The 25,884-nt window shown below is 63.4% G+C and carries 22 protein-coding genes; 9 read left to right on the forward strand and 13 right to left on the reverse strand.

Annotated features, from left to right (window positions below; all coding sequences use genetic code 11):
* Positions 1-78: 78 nt before the first annotated feature.
* The 7 genes from KI797_RS17440 to KI797_RS17470 form a co-directional block, all read right to left on the reverse strand.
* A complete protein-coding gene (locus KI797_RS17440; RefSeq protein WP_005332815.1) occupies positions 79-1,242 on the reverse strand; it encodes a phosphoglycerate kinase in 1,164 nt (387 codons plus the stop codon).
* Positions 1,243-1,308: 66 nt separating this feature from the next.
* A complete protein-coding gene (epd, locus tag KI797_RS17445) occupies positions 1,309-2,319 on the reverse strand; it encodes an erythrose-4-phosphate dehydrogenase (RefSeq protein ID WP_005332817.1) in 1,011 nt (336 codons plus the stop codon).
* 49 nt (positions 2,320-2,368) lie between these two features.
* Entirely contained in the window at positions 2,369-3,298 is a 930-nt protein-coding gene (locus tag KI797_RS17450; RefSeq protein WP_226170331.1) for an ROK family protein, read from the reverse strand.
* Positions 3,299-3,485: 187 nt separating this feature from the next.
* On the reverse strand, positions 3,486-4,553 hold the full coding sequence (gene hemE, locus KI797_RS17455) for a uroporphyrinogen decarboxylase (protein WP_226170333.1): 1,068 nt from the start codon (positions 4,551-4,553) through the stop codon (positions 3,486-3,488).
* 150 nt (positions 4,554-4,703) lie between these two features.
* Positions 4,704-5,483, reverse strand: a complete 780-nt coding sequence (nudC, locus tag KI797_RS17460) for an NAD(+) diphosphatase (RefSeq protein WP_226170335.1) — start codon at positions 5,481-5,483, stop codon at positions 4,704-4,706.
* Between the two features lie 154 nt (positions 5,484-5,637).
* The gene (locus KI797_RS17465; RefSeq protein ID WP_025328281.1) at positions 5,638-6,243 is read right to left on the reverse strand and encodes a TIGR04211 family SH3 domain-containing protein; all 606 of its coding nucleotides are present in this window, start codon (positions 6,241-6,243) and stop codon (positions 5,638-5,640) included.
* 153 nt (positions 6,244-6,396) lie between these two features.
* Positions 6,397-7,218 carry a potassium channel family protein gene (locus KI797_RS17470; protein WP_042648717.1) on the reverse strand — a complete coding sequence of 274 codons (822 nt, stop codon included), beginning with the start codon at positions 7,216-7,218 and terminating at the stop codon, positions 6,397-6,399.
* Positions 7,219-7,250: 32 nt separating this feature from the next.
* On the opposite strand from KI797_RS17470, the gene KI797_RS17475 reads away from it, so the two are divergent.
* The 4 genes from KI797_RS17475 to KI797_RS17490 all read left to right on the forward strand — a co-directional run bounded on the left by KI797_RS17475 (position 7,251) and on the right by KI797_RS17490 (position 13,420).
* On the forward strand, positions 7,251-8,501 hold the full coding sequence (locus KI797_RS17475) for a methyl-accepting chemotaxis protein (protein ID WP_041205015.1): 1,251 nt from the start codon (positions 7,251-7,253) through the stop codon (positions 8,499-8,501).
* Between the two features lie 77 nt (positions 8,502-8,578).
* The gene (locus tag KI797_RS17480; protein WP_182310229.1) at positions 8,579-9,019 is read left to right on the forward strand and encodes a GNAT family N-acetyltransferase; all 441 of its coding nucleotides are present in this window, start codon (positions 8,579-8,581) and stop codon (positions 9,017-9,019) included.
* 138 nt (positions 9,020-9,157) lie between these two features.
* A complete protein-coding gene (glnE, locus tag KI797_RS17485) occupies positions 9,158-12,052 on the forward strand; it encodes a bifunctional [glutamate--ammonia ligase]-adenylyl-L-tyrosine phosphorylase/[glutamate--ammonia-ligase] adenylyltransferase (RefSeq protein ID WP_226170337.1) in 2,895 nt (964 codons plus the stop codon).
* A 273-nt stretch (positions 12,053-12,325) separates the two neighbouring features.
* Positions 12,326-13,420 carry a type I restriction endonuclease gene (locus tag KI797_RS17490; RefSeq protein ID WP_182786483.1) on the forward strand — a complete coding sequence of 365 codons (1,095 nt, stop codon included), beginning with the start codon at positions 12,326-12,328 and terminating at the stop codon, positions 13,418-13,420.
* A 50-nt stretch (positions 13,421-13,470) separates the two neighbouring features.
* Here the strand turns inward: KI797_RS17490 and KI797_RS17495 are convergent, their stop codons facing one another.
* The 3 genes from KI797_RS17495 to KI797_RS17505 all read right to left on the reverse strand — a co-directional run bounded on the left by KI797_RS17495 (position 13,471) and on the right by KI797_RS17505 (position 18,789).
* Positions 13,471-14,205, reverse strand: coding sequence for an SDR family oxidoreductase (locus KI797_RS17495; protein ID WP_226170339.1), 735 nt, complete (start codon positions 14,203-14,205; stop codon positions 13,471-13,473).
* 139 nt (positions 14,206-14,344) lie between these two features.
* Entirely contained in the window at positions 14,345-16,492 is a 2,148-nt protein-coding gene (locus KI797_RS17500) for an AsmA family protein (protein WP_226170342.1), read from the reverse strand.
* A gap of 149 nt (positions 16,493-16,641) precedes the next feature.
* Positions 16,642-18,789 (reverse strand): prolyl oligopeptidase family serine peptidase, encoded by a 2,148-nt coding sequence (locus KI797_RS17505; protein ID WP_226170345.1) that lies wholly within the window; start codon positions 18,787-18,789, stop codon positions 16,642-16,644.
* 180 nt (positions 18,790-18,969) lie between these two features.
* Between KI797_RS17505 and KI797_RS17510 the strand changes: the two genes are divergently transcribed.
* The 5 genes from KI797_RS17510 (at position 18,970) to KI797_RS17530 (ending at position 22,224) form a co-directional block, all read left to right on the forward strand.
* Positions 18,970-20,232, forward strand: a complete 1,263-nt coding sequence (locus KI797_RS17510; RefSeq protein WP_226170348.1) for an MgtC/SapB family protein — start codon at positions 18,970-18,972, stop codon at positions 20,230-20,232.
* A gap of 80 nt (positions 20,233-20,312) precedes the next feature.
* Positions 20,313-20,903: a sugar O-acetyltransferase gene (locus KI797_RS17515; RefSeq protein ID WP_171273217.1), complete on the forward strand. Its 591-nt coding sequence runs from the start codon at positions 20,313-20,315 to the stop codon at positions 20,901-20,903.
* Positions 20,900-21,241: a DUF1294 domain-containing protein gene (locus KI797_RS17520; RefSeq protein ID WP_226170351.1), complete on the forward strand. Its 342-nt coding sequence runs from the start codon at positions 20,900-20,902 to the stop codon at positions 21,239-21,241. The genes KI797_RS17515 and KI797_RS17520 overlap by 4 nt, the downstream gene beginning before the upstream one ends.
* 112 nt (positions 21,242-21,353) lie before the next feature.
* Positions 21,354-21,566: a hypothetical protein gene (locus KI797_RS17525; protein ID WP_005332845.1), complete on the forward strand. Its 213-nt coding sequence runs from the start codon at positions 21,354-21,356 to the stop codon at positions 21,564-21,566.
* 202 nt (positions 21,567-21,768) lie between these two features.
* A complete protein-coding gene (locus KI797_RS17530; RefSeq protein WP_226170354.1) occupies positions 21,769-22,224 on the forward strand; it encodes a hypothetical protein in 456 nt (151 codons plus the stop codon).
* Between the two features lie 72 nt (positions 22,225-22,296).
* Here KI797_RS17530 and KI797_RS17535 read toward each other — a convergent pair whose 3' ends face one another.
* The 3 genes from KI797_RS17535 to KI797_RS17545 all read right to left on the reverse strand — a co-directional run bounded on the left by KI797_RS17535 (position 22,297) and on the right by KI797_RS17545 (position 25,862).
* A complete protein-coding gene (locus tag KI797_RS17535; RefSeq protein ID WP_226170356.1) occupies positions 22,297-22,932 on the reverse strand; it encodes an FMN-binding negative transcriptional regulator in 636 nt (211 codons plus the stop codon).
* A 128-nt stretch (positions 22,933-23,060) separates the two neighbouring features.
* Positions 23,061-24,443: an argininosuccinate lyase gene (argH, locus tag KI797_RS17540; RefSeq protein ID WP_226170358.1), complete on the reverse strand. Its 1,383-nt coding sequence runs from the start codon at positions 24,441-24,443 to the stop codon at positions 23,061-23,063.
* A gap of 183 nt (positions 24,444-24,626) precedes the next feature.
* A complete protein-coding gene (locus KI797_RS17545; RefSeq protein ID WP_042648372.1) occupies positions 24,627-25,862 on the reverse strand; it encodes an argininosuccinate synthase in 1,236 nt (411 codons plus the stop codon).
* Positions 25,863-25,884: the final 22 nt, after the last annotated feature.

Raw genomic sequence — 25,884 nt, forward strand, 5'->3', positions numbered from 1 at the left:
TGGGGGGTTCATCATGAACCGGCACAGCGGCCACATGATAAACGAAACGGGAGGCTTTTGCCCCCCGTCCCGGGTCAATTAGGCTTTGGCGCGCTCTTCGAGAATCGCAACAGCCGGCAGTACCTTGCCTTCTACGAACTCCAGGAAGGCGCCGCCGCCGGTGGAGATGTAGGAGACCTTGTCGGCGATGCCGAACTTGTCGATGGCGGCCAGGGTGTCACCACCGCCGGCGATGGAGAAGGCCGGGGAAGCGGCGATAGCTTCGGCGATCACCTTGGTGCCTTCGGCGAACTGGTCGAACTCGAACACACCGACCGGGCCGTTCCACAGGATGGTCTTGGCGTTCATGATGATGTCGGCCAGGGCCTTGGCAGAGTCAGGGCCGATGTCGAAGATCATGTCGCCGTCGGTCACATCGCTAACAGACTTGATGGTGGCCGGGGTGGACTCGGAGAATTCGGTGCCCACGACGACGTCTGTGGTCACAGGAATGTTGGTCTCGGCAGCCAGCTTCTTGGCGGTGTCGATCAGGTCGTGCTCGCACAGGGACTTGCCGACGTTGTGACCGGCAGCAGCGATGAAGGTGTTGGCGATGCCACCACCGACCACCAGCTGGTCAGCGATCTTGGAGAGGGATTCCAGCACGGTCAGCTTGGTGGAGACCTTGGAGCCGCCAACGATGGCAACCATGGGGCGCTCGGGCTTCAGCATGGCCTTGCCCAGGGCGTCCAGTTCACCCGCCAGCAGCGGACCGGCACAAGCGACCGGCGCGAACTGGGCCACACCGTAGGTGGAACCTTCGGCACGGTGAGCAGTACCGAACGCATCCATTACAAAGACGTCACACAGGGCGGCGTATTTTTTGGCCAGCTCTTCGGTGTTCTTCTTCTCGCCTTTGTTGAAACGGCAGTTTTCCAGCACAACCAGCTCACCGGCGGCGACGTCTACGCCATCCAGGTAATCCTTGGCCAGGCGGACCGGGCAGGACAGAGCGTCTTTCAGATAGTTGACTACCGGGGCCAGGGAGAATTCTTCGTTGTATTCACCCTCGGTCGGACGACCCAGGTGGGAGGTGATCATCAGCTTGGCGCCCTTTTCCAGAGCCAGCTTGATGGTCGGCAGCGTCGCCACGATACGTGCATCGGAAGTGACCTTGCCGTCTTTTACCGGCACGTTCAGGTCAGCACGGATCAGAACGCGTTTACCCGCCAGATCCAGGTCGGTCATCTTGATAACAGACATATTCAGTCCTCTATATATTTTCAGGTAATGTTAAAAAAACAGTAACCTTGCGCCCGGTGCAGACTCTCAGCCTGCGGCCATCATGGCCCGGGTGGTATCCAGCATGCGGTTGGCGAAGCCCCATTCGTTATCACACCACATCAACATCTTGACGAGGTTGGCATCGCTCACCCGGGTCTGGGTACCATCAATGATGCAGGAGTGTGCATCATGATTAAAGTCTACGGAGACCAGCGGCTCTTCCGTGTAGTCCAGGATACCCTGTAATGTACCTCTGGATGCCCGTTGCAGGGCTTGATTTACGTCACTAACTGTCACTTTTTTACGAACAGTAATGCTCAGATCCATGGCGGTGACGTTGATGGTCGGCACCCGTACCGCGATCGCCTCGAACTTGCCGGCGAAGTGAGGAAGGATTCGCTCCAACCCCTTTGCCAGCTTGGTATCCACCGGGATGATGGACTGGCTGGCGGCCCGGGTTCGACGCAAGTCGCTGTGATAGGCATCGATGACTTGCTGATCGTGCATGGCCGAATGAATTGTCGTAATAGTACCACAATTTATCTCGAATTCTCGATGCAATGTTTCGATGACGGGCACCACGCAGTTGGTGGTACAGGAGGCGTTGGAGACGATCCGCTCCCGCCCCGTCAGCACCTGATGGTTCACCCCGTAGACTATGGTGGCATCCACATCTGCATCCGCTGGATGGGAGAACAACACCTTGCCCGCTCCCGCCCCCAGATGCAGTTCGGCATCGGCCCGGGAGCCGAACACCCCGGTGCAGTCCAGCACCACATCCACCCCCAGCGCCCGCCAGGGTAGCCGCGACGGATCCCGCTCGGCGAACAGGGAGATGAGATCCTCCCCCACCAGCATGCTGCTGCCGGCCAGCTGCACCGGGTAGCGGAACCGGCCGTGGCTGGTGTCGAAGCGGGTCAGATGCACCATGGCCTCCGGGGCCGCCAGTTCGTTGATGGCGACTATCTTAAGCTGGTTATCGCGGCCGCTCTCGTAGAGGGCGCGCAACACGTTGCGGCCGATGCGCCCGTATCCGTTGATGGCAATCTTGATCATGAAAAATCTGTGTCCTTACCTGCGACAAAGTGACGGGTCCCTGACTGGCTCACGACAGCAGGGCCTCCTGGAAGACGCCTCTGGCCAGCAGCGCGGCCCCGAACACCCCGGCACTGTCTCCCAGGGCCGGCGCTATGATGGGGGTGGCGAAGCGGGGATTGAAGAGGAATGGCAGCACCGTCTGCCGACCGACGCTGTAGAGGCTCTGCACGTTGCCCACCCCGCCGCCGATGACGATGACGTCCGGATCCAGGATGTTGACCACGTTGGCCAGGGCCTGGCCGAACAGCAGGTGCAGCCGGTCCATGGTGAGTTTGGCCACATGATCGTGAGCCGTCGCCGCCGCTATCTGGGCCAGGGACAGATGACGCCTGGCCTTGGCTTCATACCAGGCCTCCAGCGCCGGGCCGCTGATGAAGGTTTCGACGCAGCCGCGCTTGCCGCAGTAGCACTCGGGACCGTCGGGGGAGAGCACGTTGTGGCCCCACTCCCCGGCGATGCCGTGATGACCGTTGAGGATCTGGCCGTTGATGACGATGCCGGACCCGACCCCTGTGCCCATGATGATGCCGAACACCACTTTCGCTTCGGGATGGTGCTGGCGCACCGCCCCCAGATGGGTTTCCGCCAGGGCGAAGCAGTTGGCGTCGTTGGCGATCAGCACGGGAACGCCGAGCCTGCGTTCCAGATCTTCCTTGAACGGCTTGCCGTTGAGTTCAGTGGTGTTGCAGTTCTTCATCAGCCCGGTCTGGGGATCCCGCGCCCCCGGGGTGCCCATGCCGAGGATGGCGGGACGCTGGCCGAGCCGCTCGGCGCACTCGTCCACCAGCTTGGCGATCTGGCCTATCATGTGCTCGTAACCGCCACGGCGCTCGGTGGGGATGCGATGGCGCAGCAGCACCTCGTCACCCTCGAGCACCACGCACTCGCACTTGGTCCCGCCAAGATCGATACCCCAATCCCAAGAACCCTTGCTCATCCTGCCTCCTGCCATGTTCAACGACGCCCTCACCCGGTCGTCAGGAGGCGCACTCGCCCATCCTGTCCGCGACTGTGTTCAGTGGTGGTGCAGTGTAACCCGAGCAGTGACCAGGATGCAGCCCCCGCGAGGCCGGGCAGCAAAACGGGGCCCCCAGGCCCCGTTCTCATTGTGCTGTCTGCCGCACTCAGCGACCGTGGTACTGAGCCGACAGCTCGTGCACCGCGTTCACAAACACCCCGGCGTGCTCAGGATCAACATCCTGATGGATGCCGTGACCCAGGTTGAAGACGTGGCCGTTGCCGCTGCCAAAGCCCGCCAAGATGGTGGCGACCTCTTCGCGGATGCGCTCAGGGGCGGCGTAGAGCATGGAAGGATCCATATTGCCCTGCAGCGCCACCTTGTCGCCGACCCGGCGCTTGGCATCCGCTATGTCTATGGTCCAGTCCAGTCCCAGGGCGTCGCAACCGGTGGCGGCGATCTGCTCCAGCCACTGGCCGCCGTTCTTGGTGAACAGGGTGACAGGCACGCGGCGCCCCTCATTCTCACGGATCAGGCCATCGACGATCTTGTGCATGTACTGCAGGGAGAAGTCGCGGTAATCCCGCGGGGTCAGCACGCCGCCCCAGGTGTCGAACACCATGACGGACTGGGCACCGGCCTTGATCTGGGCGTTGAGATAGGCAATCACGCTGTCCGCCAGCTTGTCCAGCAGCAGGTGCAGGGTCTGCGGCTCTGCGTACATCATCTGCTTGATCTTGGTGAACGCCTTGGAGCTGCCCCCCTCCACCATGTAGGTGGCCAGGGTCCAGGGGCTGCCGGAGAAGCCGATCAGCGGCACCTCGCCCTTGAGCTCGCGGCGAATGGTGCGCACCGCGTTCATCACGTAGCCCAGCTCGTCTTCCGGATCCGGGATTGGCAGCGCCTGCACGTCGGCCATGGACTTGATGGGGCGCTCGAAGCGCGGGCCTTCCCCGTGCTCGAAGTAGAGGCCCAGCCCCATGGCGTCGGGTACGGTCAGGATGTCGGAGAAGAGGATGGCGGCATCGAGGGGATAGCGGCGCAGGGGCTGCAGGGTGACTTCACAGGCCAACTCGGCGTTGCGGCACAGGGACATGAAGTCCCCCGCGACGGCGCGGGTCGCCTTGTATTCCGGCAGGTAGCGGCCAGCCTGACGCATCATCCACACCGGGGTCATGTCCACATCCTGGCGCAGCAGGGCACGCAGGTATCGATCGTTCTTCAGCTCTTTCATCCCAGTTCCTGAGTTCATATCCAGCATAAAATGGCGGATATGATACCACTTTGTGCGAGGCTGAGGGCGGCACAAACGCGCCGCAGGGTCGCCGGAGTGCAAAGATGTGAGGGGGCGCAAATCAGGGCCCCGCTTTTCAGGGCCTCGCCCTCACCGCTTCTCTGCGAGGCTCTGCTCGATCAGCCGCCGCGCTATGGTGCCGTGGGGGGGCAGCCGTGGCAGTTGGTCCGCCTCGAAGAAACCGGCGGCCACCAGCTCGTCGTCCTGCACCTTGATCTCGCCGCTCTGGTAGTCGGCGGTGAAGCCCATCATCAGGCTGTGGGGGAAGGGCCAGGGCTGGCTCGCCACGTAGCGCACGTTGCATACCCGGATGCCGCTCTCCTCGAACACCTCCCGCGCCACGCACTGCTCCAGGTTCTCCCCCGCCTCCACGAAACCCGCCAGCACCGTATACATGGGATCCTCCGCCTGATAGTGACGGCGATGGGCCGCCAGCAGGATCGCCGGGCCCTTGCGCACCGCCACTATGATGCAGGGGGAGATGCGCGGATAGACGACATGACCATGATGGCACACCTGTGCCCACTCCCCGCTCTTGGGGGCCATGGGGGCGCCACACTCGCCGCAGAAGCGATGGCTGCGGCGGAAGGTGGCCAGCTGCCAGGCGCGTCCGGCGAGGCGAAAACCCTCTTCATCGCCGGCCACCATCAGCTGGCGCAGGCCCGTCATGGCCTGGATATCGGCAGTTGTCCCCAGATCCAGCAGATAGCAAGGCTCGCCATCCCAGTCGTCGAAGCGCTCGAACGGGGCCTCTTGTAGCGGGGGGGGCAAGCAGGCGCGCGGGCCTCCTGGGATCTGCCCCTGGGCATCCAGCAGGACGAGGTGATCGCCCCCCAGCACGAACCAGCGGGCCTGTTCGGTTGATGACATATGTGAAGGCTCTTGTTGAGAAGGGTGCACAGGGCACGGGTCTTGGGCTCATCTTACGGCCGCAGAGGCCCCCTGGCGACCCCTGACATGGTCTATGCGCGCCCATGAAAAAAGGCCGCCGTGGCGACCTTTCTCTTGGCGATCGCCCGGGCGATCAGTTCATCCAGCGCTCGCTGCTCTTGCGACGACGGGGCAGCATGGGGAGGAGAATGCCGAGCAGTATACCGCCGAGCACCATGGCACCACCGCGGATGAACCAGTCCATCTGCATGTCGTGCTCCTGGTTGTCATAGCTCTGAGTCAGGGCGTCGTTCTGCTCCTTGAGGCTGCTCATCTCGGTGCTCTGGCTGGCGAGCTGGGCCTTCAGGCTGGCGATCTCCTTGCTTTGCTCGGTGATCTGGCCATCCTTCTCGGCGAAACGTCGCTCGTTGTCGCCATTGAGGTTCAGCAGACGGGCCTTGGCCTCATCCAGCTCTTTCTGAACCTGGGGCAGGCGCTCGCGCAGGCTGATCTCCGCCTGCAGCTCGCTGTTCTTGATCCAGCCTTCACGACCACGGCCGTCCACCACCTGGGTGAAACCGGCGTCGTTGTTCACCGCCTTGACCTCCAGCGGCTCACCAGCCTTGACGCTGCCGAGGATCCGGTACTGGGTGCCAGGACCGTTGTGGATATAGGTAAAGATGTTGTCTGAGACATAACGGGTATCGGCCAGTACCTGTTGGGCACACAAGCAGATCAAGATCCCGAGAAGGGCGCGCATGGTCGATCGATTCTCTTCGTTGAATTAGGTTGCAGGCCGAATGTTAAGCCGCCAGCGGGTCAAAGGACAAGCAAAGAAAAGCGGCGCCCCCCTGACTGAGAGGCGTCTCACCGTCTCTCCCGTTTGCCACGCGACCATTCCAGACGCCGCAGGCTACTTCTGTTGCAATGCCCTCACCTCGGCACGCAGGGCCTTCAGCTCCTGCAACAGTTGCGCCTGCTGCTCGCTCTGCTGGCGTCGCCACAGGGTGGTGTCGTCATTGGTCTTGCCGGGATGCACGAACAGGCTGGCCATGAAACCGCTAAGGGCGCCAAACAGACCCACACCAAACAGGATGAGCAAGCTGGCGACGAAGCGCCCCTCCTCGGTCTTGGGTACCAGATCCCCGTAACCCACGGTCGAGAGGGTCACCAGCGTCCACCAGAAGGCGTCATAGGGGGTCTGGATCAGGCTGCCTGGCTGGCCCGTCTCCAGCCAGTACATGACGCCGGAGCCCACCCCCAGCAGCAGGAAGAAGAGGAACAGAATGCCGGAGAGGGTCGTCTCGTTGCGCTCCCGGCGAAACATGCCCAGCAGATCCGGCCTGTCTCGCAGCAGCTGATAGACCCGCCACAGCTGGATCAGCCGCGCCCAGCGCAGCTGTTCCACCATGGGCAGGCTGCCAGGTAGATAGAACCAGTTGGCCTTGAAGAAGGCCATCCGATTGGGGGCCCGCACCCAGCCGTAGGCGAAGTGGGCGAGGAAGAAATAGCAGATCAGGCTATCGACGTCATAGAAGAGTTGCAGGGTCTGTGGACTCCACTCACTGTGGCCCCACCAGCGGGCGCAGACCAGAGAAACGGAGATCACCGACAGAAACGCCATCAGCAGATCCATGGCGCGCAGGTGAGTTAAGTGATGTCGCATACAATTTCCTACTTTAGGCACGGTGCGAATTAATAAAAAGGAAGATAATGCCGATATTCCTGAGGACAAAGGAAAACCGGCCATTAAGAAGGAGAAAGATTATGCAGTTAAACTCGCTGGAGAGGCGAATGAGCAACATCCGGTTGGTGCCCAAGGTGGTGCTGCTCATGGTGTTCAGTACGCTGCTCTTGCTGGCCAAGCTCTGGTTCGATGCCAGCAACCTGGAAGCCACCCTGCTCGGCGAGGGCATAGACGCCACCAAGGCGAATGCCATTGCCGATCGTCTGCTCTGGACCGGTCTGATGGAGACGGCGCTGATGGGGGTCGTCTTCGTGGTGCTGCTGCTGACCGGCTCCCGGCTCATGGTCAAGCAGGTGCACTATCTGGTGGGTCTGCTGGAGCGCTTCGCCCGCAAGGATCTCAGCCACAGCGTGCTGCTCAAGTCCCGGGACGAGTTCGGGGATATCGCCAAGGCGGTCGCCCATTCCCAGGATAACCTCAAGGAGGTGTTCGGCACCCAGCGCGCCGCCTGCAAGGAGCTCAATGACATCGCCTCCCAGGTGACGCTTTGCATGGAGGAGGCGAACGAGGCGATCAACGAGGAGTTCACCCAGATAGAGCAGCTCGCCAGCGCCATGAGCCAGATGGTGGGCGCCATTCGCGAGGTGGCCAACCATGCGGAACAGGCCTCCCACGCCACCTTTGATGCCAGCGCCCTGGCCGAGGAGGGCAGCCGCTGTGTGGCCGCCACCGTCAGCACCATAGACACCCTCTCCGGCAACATCCAGCGCTCCTCTGCCGTGGTCAACGAGGTGGAGCACGGGGTCGATCGCATCGGCTCAGTGGTGGACACCATCCGCAGCATCTCCGAGCAGACCAACCTGTTGGCCCTGAACGCAGCCATCGAGGCCGCCCGCGCCGGCGAGGCGGGGCGTGGCTTCGCCGTGGTCGCCTCCGAGGTGCGCGAACTCGCGAACCGGGCCCAGGCCGCCACCGTCGAGATCCAGAAGATGATCGAGCTGTTGCAGGGCAATGCCCGCCAGGCTGTCGGCCTGATGGCCGAGAGCGTTCAGCAGGCGGACAAGGGGGTGGCGCAGGTGACCCAGGCCGGCGATCAGCTCGCCACCATAGTGCAGCGGGTGCAGGGGGTGGCCGACATGAACCGCCAGATCGCCGCCGCCTCCGAGCAGCAGAGCTCGGTGGCCGAAGAGATGAACGCCAACCTGGAGCAGGTCAAACAAGTGGTGGAAGGCTCCGTGGTGGTGCTGCGGGAGCTGAAAGATGCCTCCGAACTGGTGGAGCACCACAGCCAGACGCTGGACAATCATATCCAGGCCTTCAAGCTGGCCTGAGGCCGTGATTTGAGTAAACTGGAAGGCCCCGCGAGGGGCCTTTTTCATTTCATCTCATGTCACGGCAAGGAGCCAGGATGCAGCACACCCAATCCCCACTGGAGATCAGCGACGACAAGGGACGCCTCGATGTCCCGCTCATTCACCGTTTCCTGTCCGAGGAGGCCTACTGGAGCCTCGGCATTCCCCTCTCCACTGTGCAACGGGCCATCAATCATTCCCTGTGCTTCGGCGGCTATGTCGACGGCCAGCAGGTGGCCTTCGCCCGGGTCATCACAGATCGGGCCACCTTCGGCTATCTCTCCGATGTCTTCGTGCTGCCCGCCCATCGCGGACGCGGCTATAGCAAGGCGTTGATGACGGCCATTGTCGACCATCCCGCCTTGCAGGGGCTGCGCCGCCTCATGCTGGCCACCTCGGATGCTCAGGGCCTCTATGCCGGTTTTGGCTTCGCGCCACCTCGCGCCCCCGGCAGCCTGATGGAAAAGTACGACCCCGAGATCTATCGGCGCCCCTGAGCCCGCGCCGGCGGCCCATTTTCCCCGCCGGCTCATGCTTCTCTCTCCCAGGCTGTGACGCGAGCACTCGACAATGCTAGATTGGCTGCCGGTGTTTTCATTCCCTCTGCAGACCCGTTAATCACAAGGACGGCAACCGTGGCCCAGCATTCCTCTTCTCTTCCCCCATCTCCGGCATTCCTCCCCGCGCTGTCACCCCTGCTGCAGGATCAGGCCGGGCGCCAGTGGCAACGGCTGGTCGCGTTATCGCCAGACTATGATGCCCTGTCCGATGCGATTCGCCAGACCCTGCTGACCCTGTTTGGCCTCTCCGATTTTGTCGCCGACTCCCTCATCAAGCAACCCGAGCTGCTGGCGCAGACCCTGGCCTCCGGGGATCTGGCGCTGTCCGAGCGCTGGCCCGCCTACGAGGGCGATCTGGCTGCCCTGCTCGCCGAAGTCCATGACGAGGAGGCGCTCAAGCGCGTGCTGCGCCAGTTCAGACGCAGCCGCATGCTGGTGATCGCCTGGCGCGAGCTGCTCGGGGAGTCAGAGGTCGAAGAGAGCTTTATCCATCTCACCAGGCTCGCGGACGCGCTGATCTGCGGCGCCCGGGACTGGCTCTACGCCAAACAGTGCGCCGAGCTCGGCACGCCAATGGACGGCAACGGCGACCCCCAGCCCCTGCTCATCCTCGGCATGGGCAAGCTGGGTGGCGGCGAGCTGAATTTCTCCTCGGACATCGACCTCATCTTCACCTTCCCCGACAACGGCTACACGGTCGGCGGGCGACGGGAGCTCGCGAACCAGCAGTTCTTCATCAAGCTGGGGCAGCGCCTCATCAACGCCCTGCACCAGCCCACCCAGGATGGTCAGGTGTTTCGGGTCGACATGCGGCTGCGCCCCTTTGGCGAGGCGGGGCCGCTCGCCATCTCCTTTGCCGCCATGGAGGACTACTACCAGCACCATGGCCGCAACTGGGAGCGCTACGCCATGGTCAAGGCGCGGGTGTTGGGGCCCCAGTGCGAACATGCCCAGGCCCTGACCGAGCTGCTGCGCCCCTTCGTGTTCCGCCGCTACATCGACTTCGGCGTCATCGACGGCCTGCGCCAGATGAAGGCGATGATAGCCGCCGAGGTGCGCCGCAAGGGGCTGGAGGGCAACATCAAGCTGGGAGCCGGCGGCATCCGCGAGGTGGAGTTCATCGCCCAGGCGTTGCAGCTCATCCGTGGCGGTCGTGAGCCGGCGCTGCGGGTGCGCCACCTGCCCGAGGCCCTGGCCGCCATCGCCGCCTGTGGCGCCCTCGATGACGAGCGCTGCGCGCGCCTGCTCCAGGCTTATCGCTTCCTGCGCCGGGTCGAGAACATATTGCAGGAGATCGGCGATCAGCAGACCCAGACCCTGCCCACCGAGGAGCGGGATCGCCAGCGACTGATCGCCGCCACCGGCTTCGCCGACTGGGAGCGCTTCATGACGCACCTCGACGAGGAGATGGCCATAGTCCATCAGGAGTTCGTCGCCGTGGTGGGGGAAGAGAAGGAGGCCCCCGCCCACCTGGAGCAGCTCTGGCTCGACTTGTGGCGCACCGAGCTCGATGCCGCCGAGCTGGAGAGGCTGCTCACCGCCCAGGGGGTGACCGAGCCTGCGCCGCTTTGCGCCGCTCTGTTGCGCTTCAAGGAGGAGTACAAGCGCCGCCAGGTCGGCCCCCAGGGGCGCATCGCCCTGGACTGGCTGATGCCCGAGCTGCTGCGACTGGTGGTGGCGAGCCGAGAGCCCGCCCGCCTGTTCGAGCGGGTCTGTACCCTGCTGACCCGCATCTTCACCCGCAGCGCCTACCTGCAGCTGCTGGCGGAGAACCCCGCCGCCCTGCGCCAGCTGGTGCGTCTGTGCGACGAGAGCAACCTGGTGAGCGAACAGCTCGCCCGCTACCCCATACTGCTGGACGAGCTGCTGGATCCCCAGCACCTCTACCACCCCACCCCACTGGATCAGTACAAGCCCCAGTTGCGCCAGTTCCTGCTGCGCATCCCCGAGGAGGACGTGGAGCAGCAGATGGAGGCGCTGCGCCAGTTCAAGCAGGTGCAGCTGCTGCGCATCGTCGCGGCCGACATCGCCGGCGCCCTGCCGCTGATGAAGGTGAGCGACCACCTCACCTGGCTGGCGGAGGCGATCACCGAAGAGGTGGTCAATCAGGCCTGGGCCCAGATGAGCGAGCGCTACGGGGTGCCCCCCGAGGTGGCGCTGAGCGGCCAACGCGGCTTCGCCGTGGTGGCCTACGGCAAGCTCGGCGGCATCGAGCTCGGCTACGGCTCGGATCTCGATCTGGTGTTCCTGCACGGCGGCGACCCCAACAGTTACACCGACGGGCGCAAGCCCATCGACAGCCGCCAGTTCTACCTGCGCCTGGCCCAGCGGATCCTGCACCTGTTCAGCACCCGCACCCCGTCAGGGATCCTCTACGAGATCGACATGCGGCTGCGCCCCTCCGGCGACGCTGGCCTGCTGGTCTCCTCCCTCGCCGCCTATGAGCAGTATCAGCAGCACGAGGCCTGGACCTGGGAGCATCAGGCGCTGGTGCGGGCGCGTCCCATCTATGGTGATGAGGCGGTGATCGCCGAGTTTGCCCGCATCCGCCGCGCCGTGCTGGCCAAGGATCGCGACCTGCCGACCCTGGCCCGCGAGGTGCGCGAGATGCGCCACAAGATGCGGGATCACCTGTTGAAAGCTGGCGAGGGAGAGTTCGACCTCAAACAGTCCCCGGGCGGCATGGTGGACATAGAATTCATCGCTCAGTATCTGGTGCTGGCCCACGCCTGCGGCGAGCCGGAGGCCCTGACCCGCTGGTCGGACAACGTGCGCATCTTCGACGAGTGCGTGATGGCGGGGGTATTGACCCTGGAGCAGGCGGAGGGGCTCAAGCACGCCTATCTGGAGATCCGCAACCAGGGCCATCGCCTCAACCTCTCGGAAATCTCCCGCAAGGTGGGGGACGATCAGCTGCTGACCGAGCGGGGCCATGTGCTGGCGGTCTGGCAACAGCTGCTGGGGGAGTAAGGATCCCACCGTATCAGCAACAAGGGGCGCCATGGCGCCCCTTGTTGTATTAAGGCCCGCTCGAACAAGATCCCTCGATTTATTTCATATACAGCTCAATAGCGGTGAGCTGGATCCTGTTTCAGGTATTCATATCTTGGCATCGTATGGCGCTTTGCTGAATATGGGCAGAAACGTGGGTATCTGGGTCACAGGCATATCGTTAATCCAGAGAGGAGCATCTAACCCCAACTGAACAGTACCAACACAACGCGTCGATGCAGAGAGGAAATAATGGATTTTTCAGAACAGCTACAGAGCCTAGCCAAAAAAATCACTCAGCAGTCATCCATGATCGCAACTGAAGAGGCAACGAAGAACGCCTTTGTCATGCCATTTCTCAACCGCGTACTCGGTTATGATGTGTTCGACCCCACCGAAGTAATCCCTGAGTTCACTGCAGACACGGGCATCAAGAAAGGCGAAAAAGTTGACTACGCCATTCTCAAAGATGGTCAGGTACAAATATTGGTGGAGTGTAAGAAATACAGTGAGAAGCTCTCTGCCAAACATTCAGGACAGCTATTCAGGTACTTTGCCGTCACCAATGCCCGGATCGGGATACTGACCAATGGTGCTCAATACGAGTTCTATACCGACCTTGATGCCCCGAACAAGATGGACGAGAAACCATTTCTAACGCTGGATCTGGAAGATATCGATGAGCACGTAGTACCCGAGGTGCTGAAGCTGACCAAGACCTCCTTCGATGTTGAATCCGTAGTCGATGCGGCGGGAGAGCTGAAATACCTCAGTCAAATCAAGAAATTGCTCGCCGAGCAATTTTCCTCGCCAGAAGAAGACTTTGTGAAATTCTTTGCATCCCGTATTTATGACGGCGTTCTTACTGCACGAGTGAAACAGTCTTTCACCGACATCACCAAGAAAGCCCTCAGCCAGTTCCTCAATGACAGCATCAATGCCAGATTGAAGTCAGCGATTGGTAGCAGCGTCAATGCCTCGACAATTCAGCCCGCCTTTGACAGCAGTGGTTCAAACGATGGCAATGAGGCTGAGAATAATAATGAAGAAAAATCGAAGATAGATACCAGCATTGAGGAGGTTGAAGGATTCAACGTCGTCAAAGCCATCCTGAGGCAGCGGTTTGATGTAACAAGAATCGCGGCAAGGGACACCCAGAGTTATTTTGGTATCCTGCTCGACGACAATAACCGCAAGCCTCTGTGCCGCTTACATTTCAATTCGAAGCAGAAATATCTTGGTTTATTTGATGCTGACAAGAAAGAAACCCGACATCCTATTGGCTCCGTTGATGAGATATTTACCTTTGCCGATCAGTTGCTGACAGCCACAGCCGTATACGAATAATCCTGATCCAGGGGGAGCGACGCCTCCCCCTTTTTCCTCCAGCAAGACGCCTATCGCCCGCCAGCCACGTCGATAAAGGTACCTGTGGCGTAGGAGGCCTCGTCCGACAGCAGCCAGGCGATGGCGGCGGCCACCTCGCGGGGTTCGCCGCCCCGTTGCAGCGGAATATGGCTCTTGACCCTGTCTACCCGGCCGGGCTCGCCGCCGTCCGCATGCATGTCGGTGTAGATGAAACCCGGACGCACGCCGTTGACCCGGATCCCCTGGGCTGCCACCTCCAGAGACAGCCCTCTAGTCAGCACGTCTATGGCCCCCTTGGCGGCGGCATAGTCCACATACTCCCCGGGGGAGCCCAGGCGCGCGGCGGCGGAGGAGACATTGACGATGGCGCCGCCCGGTGCCATGCGGCGCACCGCCTCGCGGCAACAGAGAAAACAGCTGGTGACATTGGTGGTCAGGGTCTTGTTGATCCGCTCTGCGCTCATCTCCAGCACTCTCATCTGGGGCAGCAAGATGCCAGCATTATTGACCAGATGAGTGATGGTGCCGAGCCGCGCGTCCATCTCCTCGAACAGGCGCACCACCTCGGCCTCCACGCTGACATCCGCCTGCACCGCTATGCAGGAGACCGGGTGCTGCGCCCGGATCTCGGCCAACAGCGCCTCGGCACTGGCCCTGTCATGGCGATAGTTGAGGCAGAGGTGATACCCCTGCCCCGCCAGATAACGGGCCGTCGCGGCCCCTATGCCTCTGCCGCCGCCGGTGATCAGCACCCGTTTGTTCATGAACCCTCCTGGTTCCCGGTTTTGATGACTGCCACGGATATTACCCCATGTTCCTGATCAGGCCTCACCCCATGGCGACCTGCGTCACAACAAAGAGCCCGCACGGGGCGGGCTCTGGATGGCATCAGCGGGAGGTGGGCTATTTGAACAGGCCCTTGAGCAGCTGGTCGGCTACCCCCTTCACCCCTTCGTCGTCGGCCTTGTCGCCCAGCAATTTCTTGAGGCCGCGCTCGGCCTCCTTGCGGGCCTTCTCCTCCAGCACCTTGTTGTTGCTGAGCAGTTCCTTCACGTCGAGCCGGTAGCTCGGTGCCTGCCAGTGGCCGCCGATACGCACCGGAATGGTGACGTCCTTGAGCTCATCCACGCTCTTGCCCCCCTGGCCCTTGCTGCTCTCCACCACTGAGGTGAGGAACAGGAAGTCGAGGGTCTCGGGAACCAGGGCGGTCTGGCCCTGGCCCTTCACCCGCAGGGCGGGGGCGAGCAGCTGGATGTCGTCGCTGCGCGCCACGCCATTGGCGATCTGGAAGCTGGCGGTCAGGGCGCTGAAGTCGGTCTTGCGCACCTCCTTCACCTGATCCGCCCCCTTGCCGGTCAGGGTGGCCCGCGCCTCGCGGATCATCTCCGCCAGGTTGATGCCGTGCAGGGCACCGTCGCTCAGCCTGAGGCTCACCTTGCCCTGCATCTGGCTGCGCAGCGCCTGCTCGGAGAGACCGATGCCCTGCACCTGCACCTCGAGATCCCCCTTGCCTTCCAGTCGATCGTTCTGGGCCAGGGTCTGCAGCAGCGGGCGAATATCCACCCCCTGTATCCGCTTGTGTACCTGATAGCGGGCGGGTTGCTGGCGGGCATCGAGCATGCCATTCGCCGTCACCCGACCACCGGCCACCCCGGCGCCGAACTGCTTGAGGTTGAGCTGGCCACCGGCCAGGGCGAGCTGCAGATCCACGGCGTTGAGATCCAGCCCCTTCAGCCGCAGGCTACCCAGTTGCAGCCGACCGGCCAGATCCACCGTCTTGAGAGTGGAGAGATCGGGCTCCATGGTGGAGAGCGCCTTGGCAGCGGCAGCCTGCGCCTTCGCCCCTGCCGGAGCAGCAGCCCCCGAGGTGGCCGCAGCGGGCGCCGCCTTGGCTGGCTGACCGAGCCAGGCATCGAGATCGAGTTTTTCCCCCTTGAGATCGAACTCCCCTCTGGGCACGCTCCCCAGCCGCACGGTGCCGTTGCCGCTGAGCAGGGCCTCGTCCGCCCCCAGCACCAGGTTGCTCAGGGTGACGCTCTGCTTGTCGAGCTCCGCGCGGGCAAAGCCTGCCAGCTTCAGTTGCATCTGCGGGCGTGGCAGGCCATCGCCACTGAGCTTGGCGGCCAGCACCGCATCCGACATCTCCACCAGTTGCAGCCCCTGATCGAGCCGCGCCTTGAGGGTGCCCTCCAGGGTACCTGCCAGGGTCGGCTTGTCCGCCGCCCCCTGGGCGCCGCTCAGGTTAAGGGTCAGGCTGCTCCACTGCCCCAGCGCCAGCCGATCGGCCTTGAGGGAGAAGGCATCGAGCCGCTGCGATGGCTGGCTCAGGCTGCCGCTGAGGCTGAGATCCTTCAGCTCGCTGGCCTTGGCCTCCCGGGCCAGCTTGAGCTGGGTCTGCCCCTTGAGATCAAAGTTCAGCTCCCCGCACGCGCCCTTGGCGGCCAGGGTCACCGGTACCCACTCCCCCGGGGTCAGCTGACCCAGATCGAGGTCGAGCCGGTCGAGACGGGAGACGGCGCCGCTGCGATCGTCCCGCACCAGGGCGCTGGCCTCCACCAATGCCACCCCTTGCAGGCTGATCTGCCAGGGCTTCTCGTCGCTGGCGACAGCAGCGGCAGGCTGGCTCTCGCCGGCTGAGGGTTGTTTGTCGGCAGCAGAGGCCTTGACCAGGCCATTCAGGTTGGAACTGCCATCGGCCCGAGTCTGGATAAAGAGATGAGCGCCACTGAGCGTCACCTTGCCGATCTCCAGCCGGTGGGAGAGCAGCGGCAGCAGGGCGACAGAGGCGTCACCCTGCGCGAAGCGGAGCAGGTCAGGCTCGGCAAACCCGGCGGGGTTGCGAAGCTGCACCTTCTCGAGAGAGAGACCAAGGCTTGGCCAGAAGCGCCAGCCGATATCCCCTTCCATCACCAGCTCGCGGCCCGTGCTCTTGCGCACCTGCTCCGCCAGTTGGGGCTTGAATTGATTGGGGTCAATCAGGGACACCAGGGCGGCGATGGCCACCACGGCGGCCAGCGCCAACCCCAGCAGGATGTAGATGATCTTCTTCACGACGAACTCCTCAATGCAGATCCTGTGGCTGACTATACCACCGGGGGCGCGGCGCAGGCTGTACCGACCCCAAAACGGGCAAATGGCGAGACAGGGATGGTCGCTCCCGCCTGTCCCAGCACAAAAAAGGGCCCCGCAGGGCCCTGGTCTCACTGGATGGTCGGCAGTTGCCGGTAGCCCATCTCGTAGAGGGTGAAGGCATAGATGTCCGCGCTCTGCTCGATAAGCTTCGCCACCGGCGTGCCCGCCCCGTGCCCGGCATTGGTCTCGATGCGGATGAGCTGGGGATGGGGGCCAGCGTCGTCCGCCTGCAAGGTGGCGGCGAACTTGAAGGAGTGAGCTGGCACCACCCGGTCGTCGTGATCCGCCGTGGTCACCAGGGTCGAGGGGTAGCTGACCCCGGACCGCACCTGGTGCAGCGGCGAGTAGCCCTTCAGGTACGCGAACATCGCCTCATCGTCGGCGCTGGTGCCGTAGTCATAGGCCCAGCCCGCCCCGGCGGTGAAGGTGTGATAGCGCAACATGTCGAGCACCCCCACCGCCGGCAGCGCGACCCGCATCAGATCCGGCAGCTGGGTCATGACAGCCCCCACCAGCAGACCGCCGTTGGAGCCACCGCGGATCGCCAGCCGATCGGTGCGGGTGTAGCCCTCGGCCTTGAGATACTCGGCCGCCGCGATGAAGTCGTCGAACACGTTCTGCTTGTTCATCCTGGTGCCCGCCAGGTGCCAGGCCTGGCCGTACTCGCCGCCCCCGCGCAGGTTGGCCACCGCATAGACGCCCCCCAGATCCAGCCAGTTGGCCACCGACACGCTGAAGCTCGGGGTCAGGCTCACGTCGAAGCCGCCATAGCCGTAGAGGATGGTCGGGTTGCTGCCATCGAGTTTCAGCCCCTTGCGGTAGCTGATGATGAGCGGCACCCGGGTGCCGTCCTTGCTCTGGTAGAAACGCTGCTCGGAGACGTACTCCTCGGGCTTGAAGGGGGCCGCCGAGGCGCGATAGAGGCTGATGGCGCCGCTCTTGGGCTCGAACCGGTAGAGGGTGGGCGGCTGGGCGTAGTTCTCGAAGCCGAAGTAGAGGCCGGGATCATCGTGCTTGCCGTTGAAGCCGCTGACACTGCCAAGACCGGGCAGCGCCACCTCGCGCACCCGCTTGCCCTCATAGTCGAACTGCTCGACCCGGGCGGTGGCATCCACCATGTACTCGGCGAACAGGTAGCCGCTGCCGCTGTGCACCGTCAGCACCTGTTGGCGCTCGGGGATGAGATCGCGCCACTGTTCGGGGCCCGGGTTGGCGGCGTCCACCGTCACCAGCCGGCCATTGGGGGCGTCCCGGTTGGTCTGCAGGTAGAGGGTGCTGCCCTTGTTGTCCACTAGGCTCACGTCCGCCTCCAGATCCCCCTGCACCGTCAGCAGCGGCGCGTTCTCCTGGCTCAGATCCTTCACATAGAGGCGGTTGCCGGAGGTGGAGTTCGCCGCCGAGATGAGCAGGAAGCGGTCATCCTCGGTGACGGTCGCCCCCACATAGCGGTGGTGCTGGGCCGGGATGGCGCCAAACACCAGCCGGTCATCCTCCTGCGCCGTGCCGAGCCGGTGGAAATAGACCTTGTGCTGATCTGTCTTGGCCGACAGCTCGCTGCCGTCGGGCTTGTCGTAGCTCGAGTAGAAAAAGCCCTCGTTGCCGAGCCAGCTGATGTCGCTGAACTTCACGTCCTTGAGGGGCGCCTCCAGCGGCTGCTTGCTCTCCACGTCCATCAGGTGGATCTCGCGCCAGTCACTGCCGGCCAGCGACAAGGAGTAGGCCAGGATGCGGCCATCGCGGGAGAAGCTCAGCTGATCCAGCGCCGTGGTGCCGTCGGAGCTGAGGGTATTGGGATCGAGGAACACCTCGGCCGACTTGCCCGGCAGCTGGCGCCACAGCACGTTCTGGTTCTGCAGGCCGTCGTTCTTGAAGAAGTAGTGGTAGCGCCCCTCGCGAAACGGCGCCCCCTCCTTGGCGTAGTTCCAGGACGAGGCGAGTCTCTCCTTGATGGCGGCGCGATACGGGATCTGCGAAAGGTAATCCTGAGTTACCCGGTTCTGGGCCTTGACCCAGGCCTCGGTCTCGGGGCTGCGGTCATCCTCCAGCCAGCGATAGGGGTCGGCCACGGCCTGGCCGAAGTAGTGATCCACCTGATCCCCCTGGCGGGTAACGGGGTAGTGAAGGCGCGTTTTCCCTGACATGGCATCCTCTTCGGTTGACTGGCCGCTGCACGCACACAGCAGTGACAGGGCCAGCAGGCTGACAATGGCTCGCATCAATGCGGCTCCCTGCAATTTCGGTGAAGCGGGCAGGTTAGCAAAGAGTGCCGGACGGCCCAACCCCCCAACGGGTCCGCCCTCACCAACCAAAGCCTGCGCCTGCTCTGTGAGCCAGCTCCCCCTGCCCGTGAGCGGTCTGTGCCATCCTGACATGGAGAACAATGAGAGGAGAGCAGCATGTGGATCGAGGCGGAGCCCGTCTATGGCGCCCTGGTGTCACTGGCCATCGGGCTCATCATCGGACTGGAACGGGGCTGGCAGGTGCGCCAGCTGGGAGACAACCAGCGCATCGCCGGGATGCGCACCTATGGTCTCATCGGTCTGCTCGGCGGGGTCTGCGCCCTGCTGCTGCCCACCTTGGGCGCCTGGCTGGCCCTGCTCGGCCTGCTGGCGGTGGTGGCAGGCTGCGGTCTCTCGGTCTGGCTGGCCCAGCGCTGGCAGGGGGAGTTTGGCCTCACCAGCTCGGTGGCCATGGTGCTCACCTATCTGCTGGGGCTGATGTCCGTGTTGCAGAGCCCGAGCGAGGCGGTGGCCTGTGCCGTGCTGGCGGCGCTCTTGATGGGGCTCAAGGGCAAGATCCAGCAGGGCATGCTGTTCTTGAGCGAGACGGAATTTCACGCCACCCTGCGCTTCCTGCTCATCTCCCTGGTGCTGCTGCCGGTGCTGCCCGACGTCGAGATGGGCCCCCTCAACGCCTTCAACCCCTTCAAGATCTGGCTGATGGTGGTGGTGATCGCCGGCATCTCGTTCTCGGGCCACTTCGCGGTGCGCCTGCTCGGCACCCGCGCAGGTCTGGTGCTCACCAGCATGCTGGCGGGGCTCGCCTCCTCCACCGCCCTCACCCTGCAATTTGCCCGCCTCAACAAGGAGCAGCCCGGGCTGGAACGGCTGTTGGCCACCGGCATCCTGCTGGCGGGGGCCACAATGTGGCTGCGACTGCTGGTGCTGGTGCTGCTCATTCACAACGAGCTGGCCATGCGCCTGGCCCCCCCCCTGCTGCTGCTGGCGGCCACCGTCTACGGTTTCGCCTTCTGGTTCTGGCGCCAGCGCGAGGAGATGAGCGACAACCCGGTGCAACCCGAAACCCGCAACCCGCTGGATCTCGCCACCGCCATCAAGTTCGGCCTGCTGCTGGCGCTCATCGGCTTCATGGCCACCCTGCTGCAGAGCAAGGTGGGCAACTCCGGGGTCTATCTGCTGGCGCTGGTCTCCGGCATCACAGACGTGGACGCCATCACCCTTTCCCTCTCCCAGCTCTCCCACAAGGAGTTGGCCCTGGAAGTGGCGGCCCGGGCCATTCTGCTCGCCGGCCTGGTCAACTCCCTGGTGAAGGGACTGCTGGCGCTGGTGATCGGCGGCCGCCGTCTGGGGCTGAGGGTCATGCTGCCCTACCTCCTCTCCATCCTGCTGATCCTGCCCCTCATCTGGCCAAGCAACTGACCCGACCACCAGGACGCGCCTGACGCCGCCGGCGTCGCTGGCGTATACTGGCGCCTCTTGGCACATGAGAGGAGGTGAGCATGGCAAGCGACTGGGACAAGGTACTGGCGGGGGGCGCTCTGAACAGCCAGAGCGAGGAGATAGCGAACGACCGGATCCGCGGCCAGGCCCTGCTGGCGCAACTCAACGCCACACCGGCGGGGGATCACGAGGCGCGTCAGCGTCTGTGCGCCGAGCTGTTCGGCCACTGCCCGGACTCCTGCTGGATCAGCACCCCCTTCACCTGCGAATTCGGCCGCAACATCCACATCGGCGAGAAGACCTTCTTCAATTTCAACATCACCATTCTCGACGTGGGCGAGGTGCACATCGGCAGCCATGTGCTGCTGGCCCCCAACGTGCAGATCTACACCGCCACCCACAGCATGGATTATCTGGAGCGGCGCAGCTGGACCGCCTACAACAAGCCGGTGCGCATCGGCGATGACTGCTGGATTGGCGGCGGCGCCATCATCTGCCCCGGCGTCACCATAGGGCCGCGCGCGATCATAGGTGCCGGCGCCGTGGTGACCCGGGACATACCGGCAGACTCGGTGGCGGTAGGCAACCCGGCCAGGGTCATTCGCACCCTCTGCCCGGACGAGCCCCGGGATCCGGCGCTGCTGTCATGATGGCCCTGGCACTGCTGCCCCTCATCTGGACCGCCTGGCTTGGCATTCAGGAGGCCAACTGGTGGCCGCTGGCTCTGATCACCACCATGAGCCTGCTCACCGTGCTCGCCTATGCCCACGACAAGCGCCAGGCCATACGCGGCGGCTGGCGCATTCCGGAATCCCGCCTGCACCTGCTGGAGTTGCTCGGCGGCTGGCCCGGCGCCCTGGTGGCTCGCCACTGGCTACGCCACAAGACCCAGAAGGGGAGCTACCGGCGGGTGTTCTGGTTTATCGTGCTGCTGCACCTCACCCTGTGGGGACTTTGGGTCGGCCGGCCGCTCTGGCAGGGGGGCTGAACTGGCAAGCCCCAGGCAATGCCCGTGCAGGCATTGCCGCCAATGGATCGTTGTGAGACAACAAGATCCTTGGGGCGGATCGTCTCGTTTCTACATCGACAAGGAGTCAGTTATGACCATGTGGACAGGCATAGTCCTGATCGTCTTCATCAGCGTGCTGTTCGGCTATCTCGGCAAACGCGCCCGCTATCAGCTGGGGGACGCCCGCATCACGGATCGCCTCGGCAAGCAGGATCTCATCATCAGAGAGTTGCAGGAGCGGGTCGCCAATCTGGAGGCCATCGTCATCGAAGAGGAGAAGCGCCGCCCGTTCAAACATCTGTGAACCGGCAGCGACGGCGGCAAACCGACCAGCGCCAGAGCTGCAAGGGATTGCCGCTTTCCTCCACACTTGCCCCTCCCCCCTACGGTCTTCAACACTAAATTCACAACAGGATCAGTGGCCTGTCCACCACGGCCGCATTCTTCACCAAACTGGCCCAATCCCTGCTCTGTCACTGTCATCAGCCGTACCGGAGAGTGACATCATGATCAGCACCCTGCTTCCCATCGCCTCGATCGCTCTCAAACTGGGCAGCCAGCTGCTGAGCGGCAGTACCAAAACCCAACAGGCGCAGCAGCCGGCGCAGGAAGAGCGCCTGGCCCCCACAGTCCAGAGCCTGTTCCAGCGGCTGGGCGTCAATGACGCCAATAGCGAGCAGAACCGTCCCGCCATCAACCACTTCATGAGCGAATTGCTGCAGACCCTGGGTCAGGAGAACAATGGCCAGTCCCTGCCCGAGGCCATAGACGCGGCCCGCAGCCAGCTCGCCAACGGCACCCAGAGCACCCGCCTCGACTCCCTGCAGAGCGAGCTCGACACCCTCAAGGGCTCCCTTGGCAGCAGCGAACTGAACCTGGATCAGCTGCTCGGCGCCTTCAAGCAGACCCTGCCCAATCGCAAGGGTGAAGGGGTTGGCAAACTGCTCAATGCCAGCGCGTGAAGGGCTTCGACCAATAAAAAACGGCAACCTCAGGGTTGCCGTTTTTGTCGGGCCGGACCCCATGATGTCACGCTAGGGGAGTGACGGCGGTGGACTCAGCATCGCCTCCGCCAGCGCAGTCTGGCCCTTGGCCTGCAAGGCATCGATGGTTCCCTGCCGATCCGCAGCCTCCTTGCTCTGGCTCAGCTTGAACTTGCCGACCAGCTGATCGATCTCGATCTCTATGCCCACCACGGCCTGCACCCTGGCCTCGAGATAGTCGCGCGGTGCATCCGCCATCTTCCAGGGCGCGGGCTCCGCAGCCTCATGGGTTCGAGTCAGGCTCGCCAGCAGGCGGCGCACGAAGCGGGCATCGTCCCGCACCCGGATGCGGCCATGGGCGTGTACTACGGCATAGTTCCAGGTAGGCACCTGCTGGTGGTGCGCCTGCTTGCTCGGATACCAGTTGGGGGAGATATAGCCCTCGGCGGCCCTGAAGATCACCAGCACTTCCTGCCCTTCCTTCACCTCCTGCCAGAGCGGGTTGTTACGCGCCACATGGGCCCGCAAGATCCCATGATCCCCCTCATCGGCATCGAACTCGAACGGCAGGTGGTTGGCATCCAGCCCCTGCTCGCCACAGGTGACCAGGGCCCCCAGGGGATGGGCCAGGATCAGCTGGTGCAGCGCAGCGGGATCGGGGGTGGCGAAGTGGGGTGGCAGATACATAACGGCTCCTTGGGCGATAACTTGGCTTCCATGCAGAGGCCCATTCTTGCGCAATCGGGGTCGGCAGGCGATGGCACAGACATAAAAAAAGAGGGCCTGAGCCCTCTTCGTTTCATCCGGTTCGGCGATCAGCCGCGCTTGGCCAGCCAGGCTTCGGCGGCGGTGAGGGCCGCATCCACCAGCTCGCGGGCAACGCCACCCTTGGCGACCCGCTTGGCCAGGGTGGCTTCCAGCTCCAGGTTCGGGTAGACATCCTCCCCCACCACCGGGCTGAAGCGCTGGAACTCCGCCAAAGAGAGCTCTTCCAGCGGCTTCTTCACCTGGATCGCGTAGACCACAGTTTCGCCGACGATATGGTGCGCTTCACGGAACGGAATCCCCTTGGCCACCAGATAGTCTGCCAGCTCGGTGGCGTTGGCGTAGCCGCCCTGGGCTGCCGCCTTGGTGCGCTCGCCATTGACCTTCAAGTCGATCAGCACCAGGGCCGCCATGTCGAGGCAGTCGTGCCAGGTGTCGAGGGCATCGAACAGCCCTTCTTTGTCTTCCTGCATGTCCTTGTTGTAGGCCAGCGGCAGCGCCTTCAGGCTCATCAGCATGCCCATCTGGGCGCCGACCACCCGGCCGGTCTTGCCACGAATAAGCTCCAGCGCGTCCGGGTTCTTCTTCTGGGGCATCAGGGAGGAGCCCGAGGTCACCGCATCGGAGAGCTCCACGAAACCTGCCTCGCCGGTGTTGTAGAAGATAAGATCCTCGGCGAAGCGCGACAGGTGCGCCATGGAGAGGGACGCCACGTGCATCAGCTCCACCACGTGATCCCTGTCGGAGACCGAGTCCAGGCTGTTGCGGGTCGCACCGCTAAAGCCCATGTCCAGCGCCAGCGCCTCACGGTCGATGGCATAGGCGGTGCCCGCCAGGGCGCCGCAGCCGAGCGGACTGGTGTCGAGCCGTTTCAGGGCATCCTGCAGACGGGAATAGTCCCGCTCCAGCATCTCCACATAGGCAAGCGCCCAGTGGGCGAAGGTGACCGGCTGGGCCCGCTGCAAATGGGTGTAACCGGGCAGCACGGCAGCCTGGTTGGCGCGCGCCGAGGCGACCAGCCCCTGTTGCAACGCAGTGATGGAGCCGAGCAGCAGCTCGCCCTGTGCCTTGCACCAGAGTTTGAGGTCGGTGGCGACCTGATCGTTGCGCGAGCGGCCGGTGTGCAGCTTCTTGCCCAGGGTGCCGACGGCATCGATGAGCTTGCCCTCGACCCAGGAGTGAATGTCTTCGGCATCGGAACTCAGGATCTGCTGGGGATCCTGCTGCACCGAGGCGAGCAGCACCTCCATCGCCTGTTGCAGTTTGCCCTGCTCATCGGCGGTCAATACACCCACCTTGACCAGCGCACGGGCCCAGGCCATGGAGCCCTGGATATCCTGCTCCGCCAGGCGGTAATCGAACCGCAGCGAATCGTTGAACTGCTTGAACCGGCTATCGGCTCCCTGACTGAAGCGTCCACCCCAAAGTGCCATACTGCTCTCCTTGAATGCGTTGTCGGCGGCGCCTTGCGCCGTCGAACTTGAAATCGTGCCCTGTTGTTCTGCGAGCCTGTTATCTCACAGAAGCGGCCAGGACGCTGCCGCTCTGCTCACACCCCACTGATACAAGAGGGGGCAATGCCCCCTCTCCGGTACCAGCGGATTTAATCCTGCGGCTTAGCCGTGGGTATGATCGCCGCCGATGGCCTGATGCTGCTCCTTCATGGCGCGGATCCGGCTGGCCAGGGTGTAGAGACGGATGAAGCCTTCGGCGTGGCTCTGGTCATACACTTCGTCGGCACCGAAGGTGGCGAAGTCTTCGGAGTAGAGGCTGTTCGGCGACTTCTTCTGTACCGCGGTGACCTGACCCTTGTACATCTTCAGCACTACTTCACCGTCGAGATCCTCGGCGATGGCGTTGGCAGAGGCGACAATGGCCTTGCACAGCGGAGTGAACCAGCGGCCGTCATAGACCAGGTGGGAGAACTCGGCACCCAGCTTCTCCCGCCAGGCACGGGTCGGGCGATCCAAGACCAGCTCTTCCACGGCGCGCAGTGCGGCGACCATGACGGTACCACCCGGGGTCTCGTAGCAGCCACGGGACTTCATGCCCACCATGCGGTTTTCGGTGATGTCGATACGGCCCACGCCGTGCTTGCCGGCACGCTCGTTCAGGGTCATCAGGATCTGGAGCGGAGTCAGCGGTTGATCGTCAACAGCCACCACTTCGCCCTGAGCCACGGTCAGCTTGACGTATTCCGGCTCGTTCGGTGCCTGCTCGGCAGAGACAGTCCACTGCCAGACCGCTTCGGACGGCTCGTTCCAGGTGCTCTCCAGCTCGCCACCCTCGGTGGAGATGTGCCAGGCGTTCGCATCGCGGCTGTAGATCTTCTTCAGGGTCGCCTTGCAGGGGATGTTGCGGGCTTCCAGATAGGCCAGCAGATCTTCCCGGGAACGCATGTCCCACAGACGCCAGGGGGCGATGACCTTCAACTGGGGAGCCAGGGCGGCCACGGCACCTTCGAAACGCACCTGATCGTTGCCCTTGCCGGTACAGCCGTGGGAGATGGCGTCGGCCCCTTCCGCCAGGGCCGCTTCCACCATCGCCTTGGCGATGATGGGACGGGCCATGGAGGTGCCCAGCAGGTAGGTGCCTTCGTAGACGGCGCCGGTCTTCAGAGTCGGATAGACGTACTCCTTGACGAACTCTTCGCGCAGATCCTTGACGATGCACTTGGTGGCGCCGGAGGCGATGGCTTTTTGCTCGATCCCTTCCAGATCGTCACGCTCCTGACCGACGTCGGCGACGAAGGCGATGATCTCCGCATCGTAGTTCTCTTTGAGCCAGGGAATGATGGCCGAGGTATCCAGTCCGCCCGAGTAAGCCAGTACGATCTTGTTGATTCCGCTCATTTACTTCTCTCCGTGATGATTC

The sequence above is a fragment of the Aeromonas media genome (assembly GCF_020423125.1).
GTDB lineage: Bacteria > Pseudomonadota > Gammaproteobacteria > Enterobacterales > Aeromonadaceae > Aeromonas > Aeromonas media.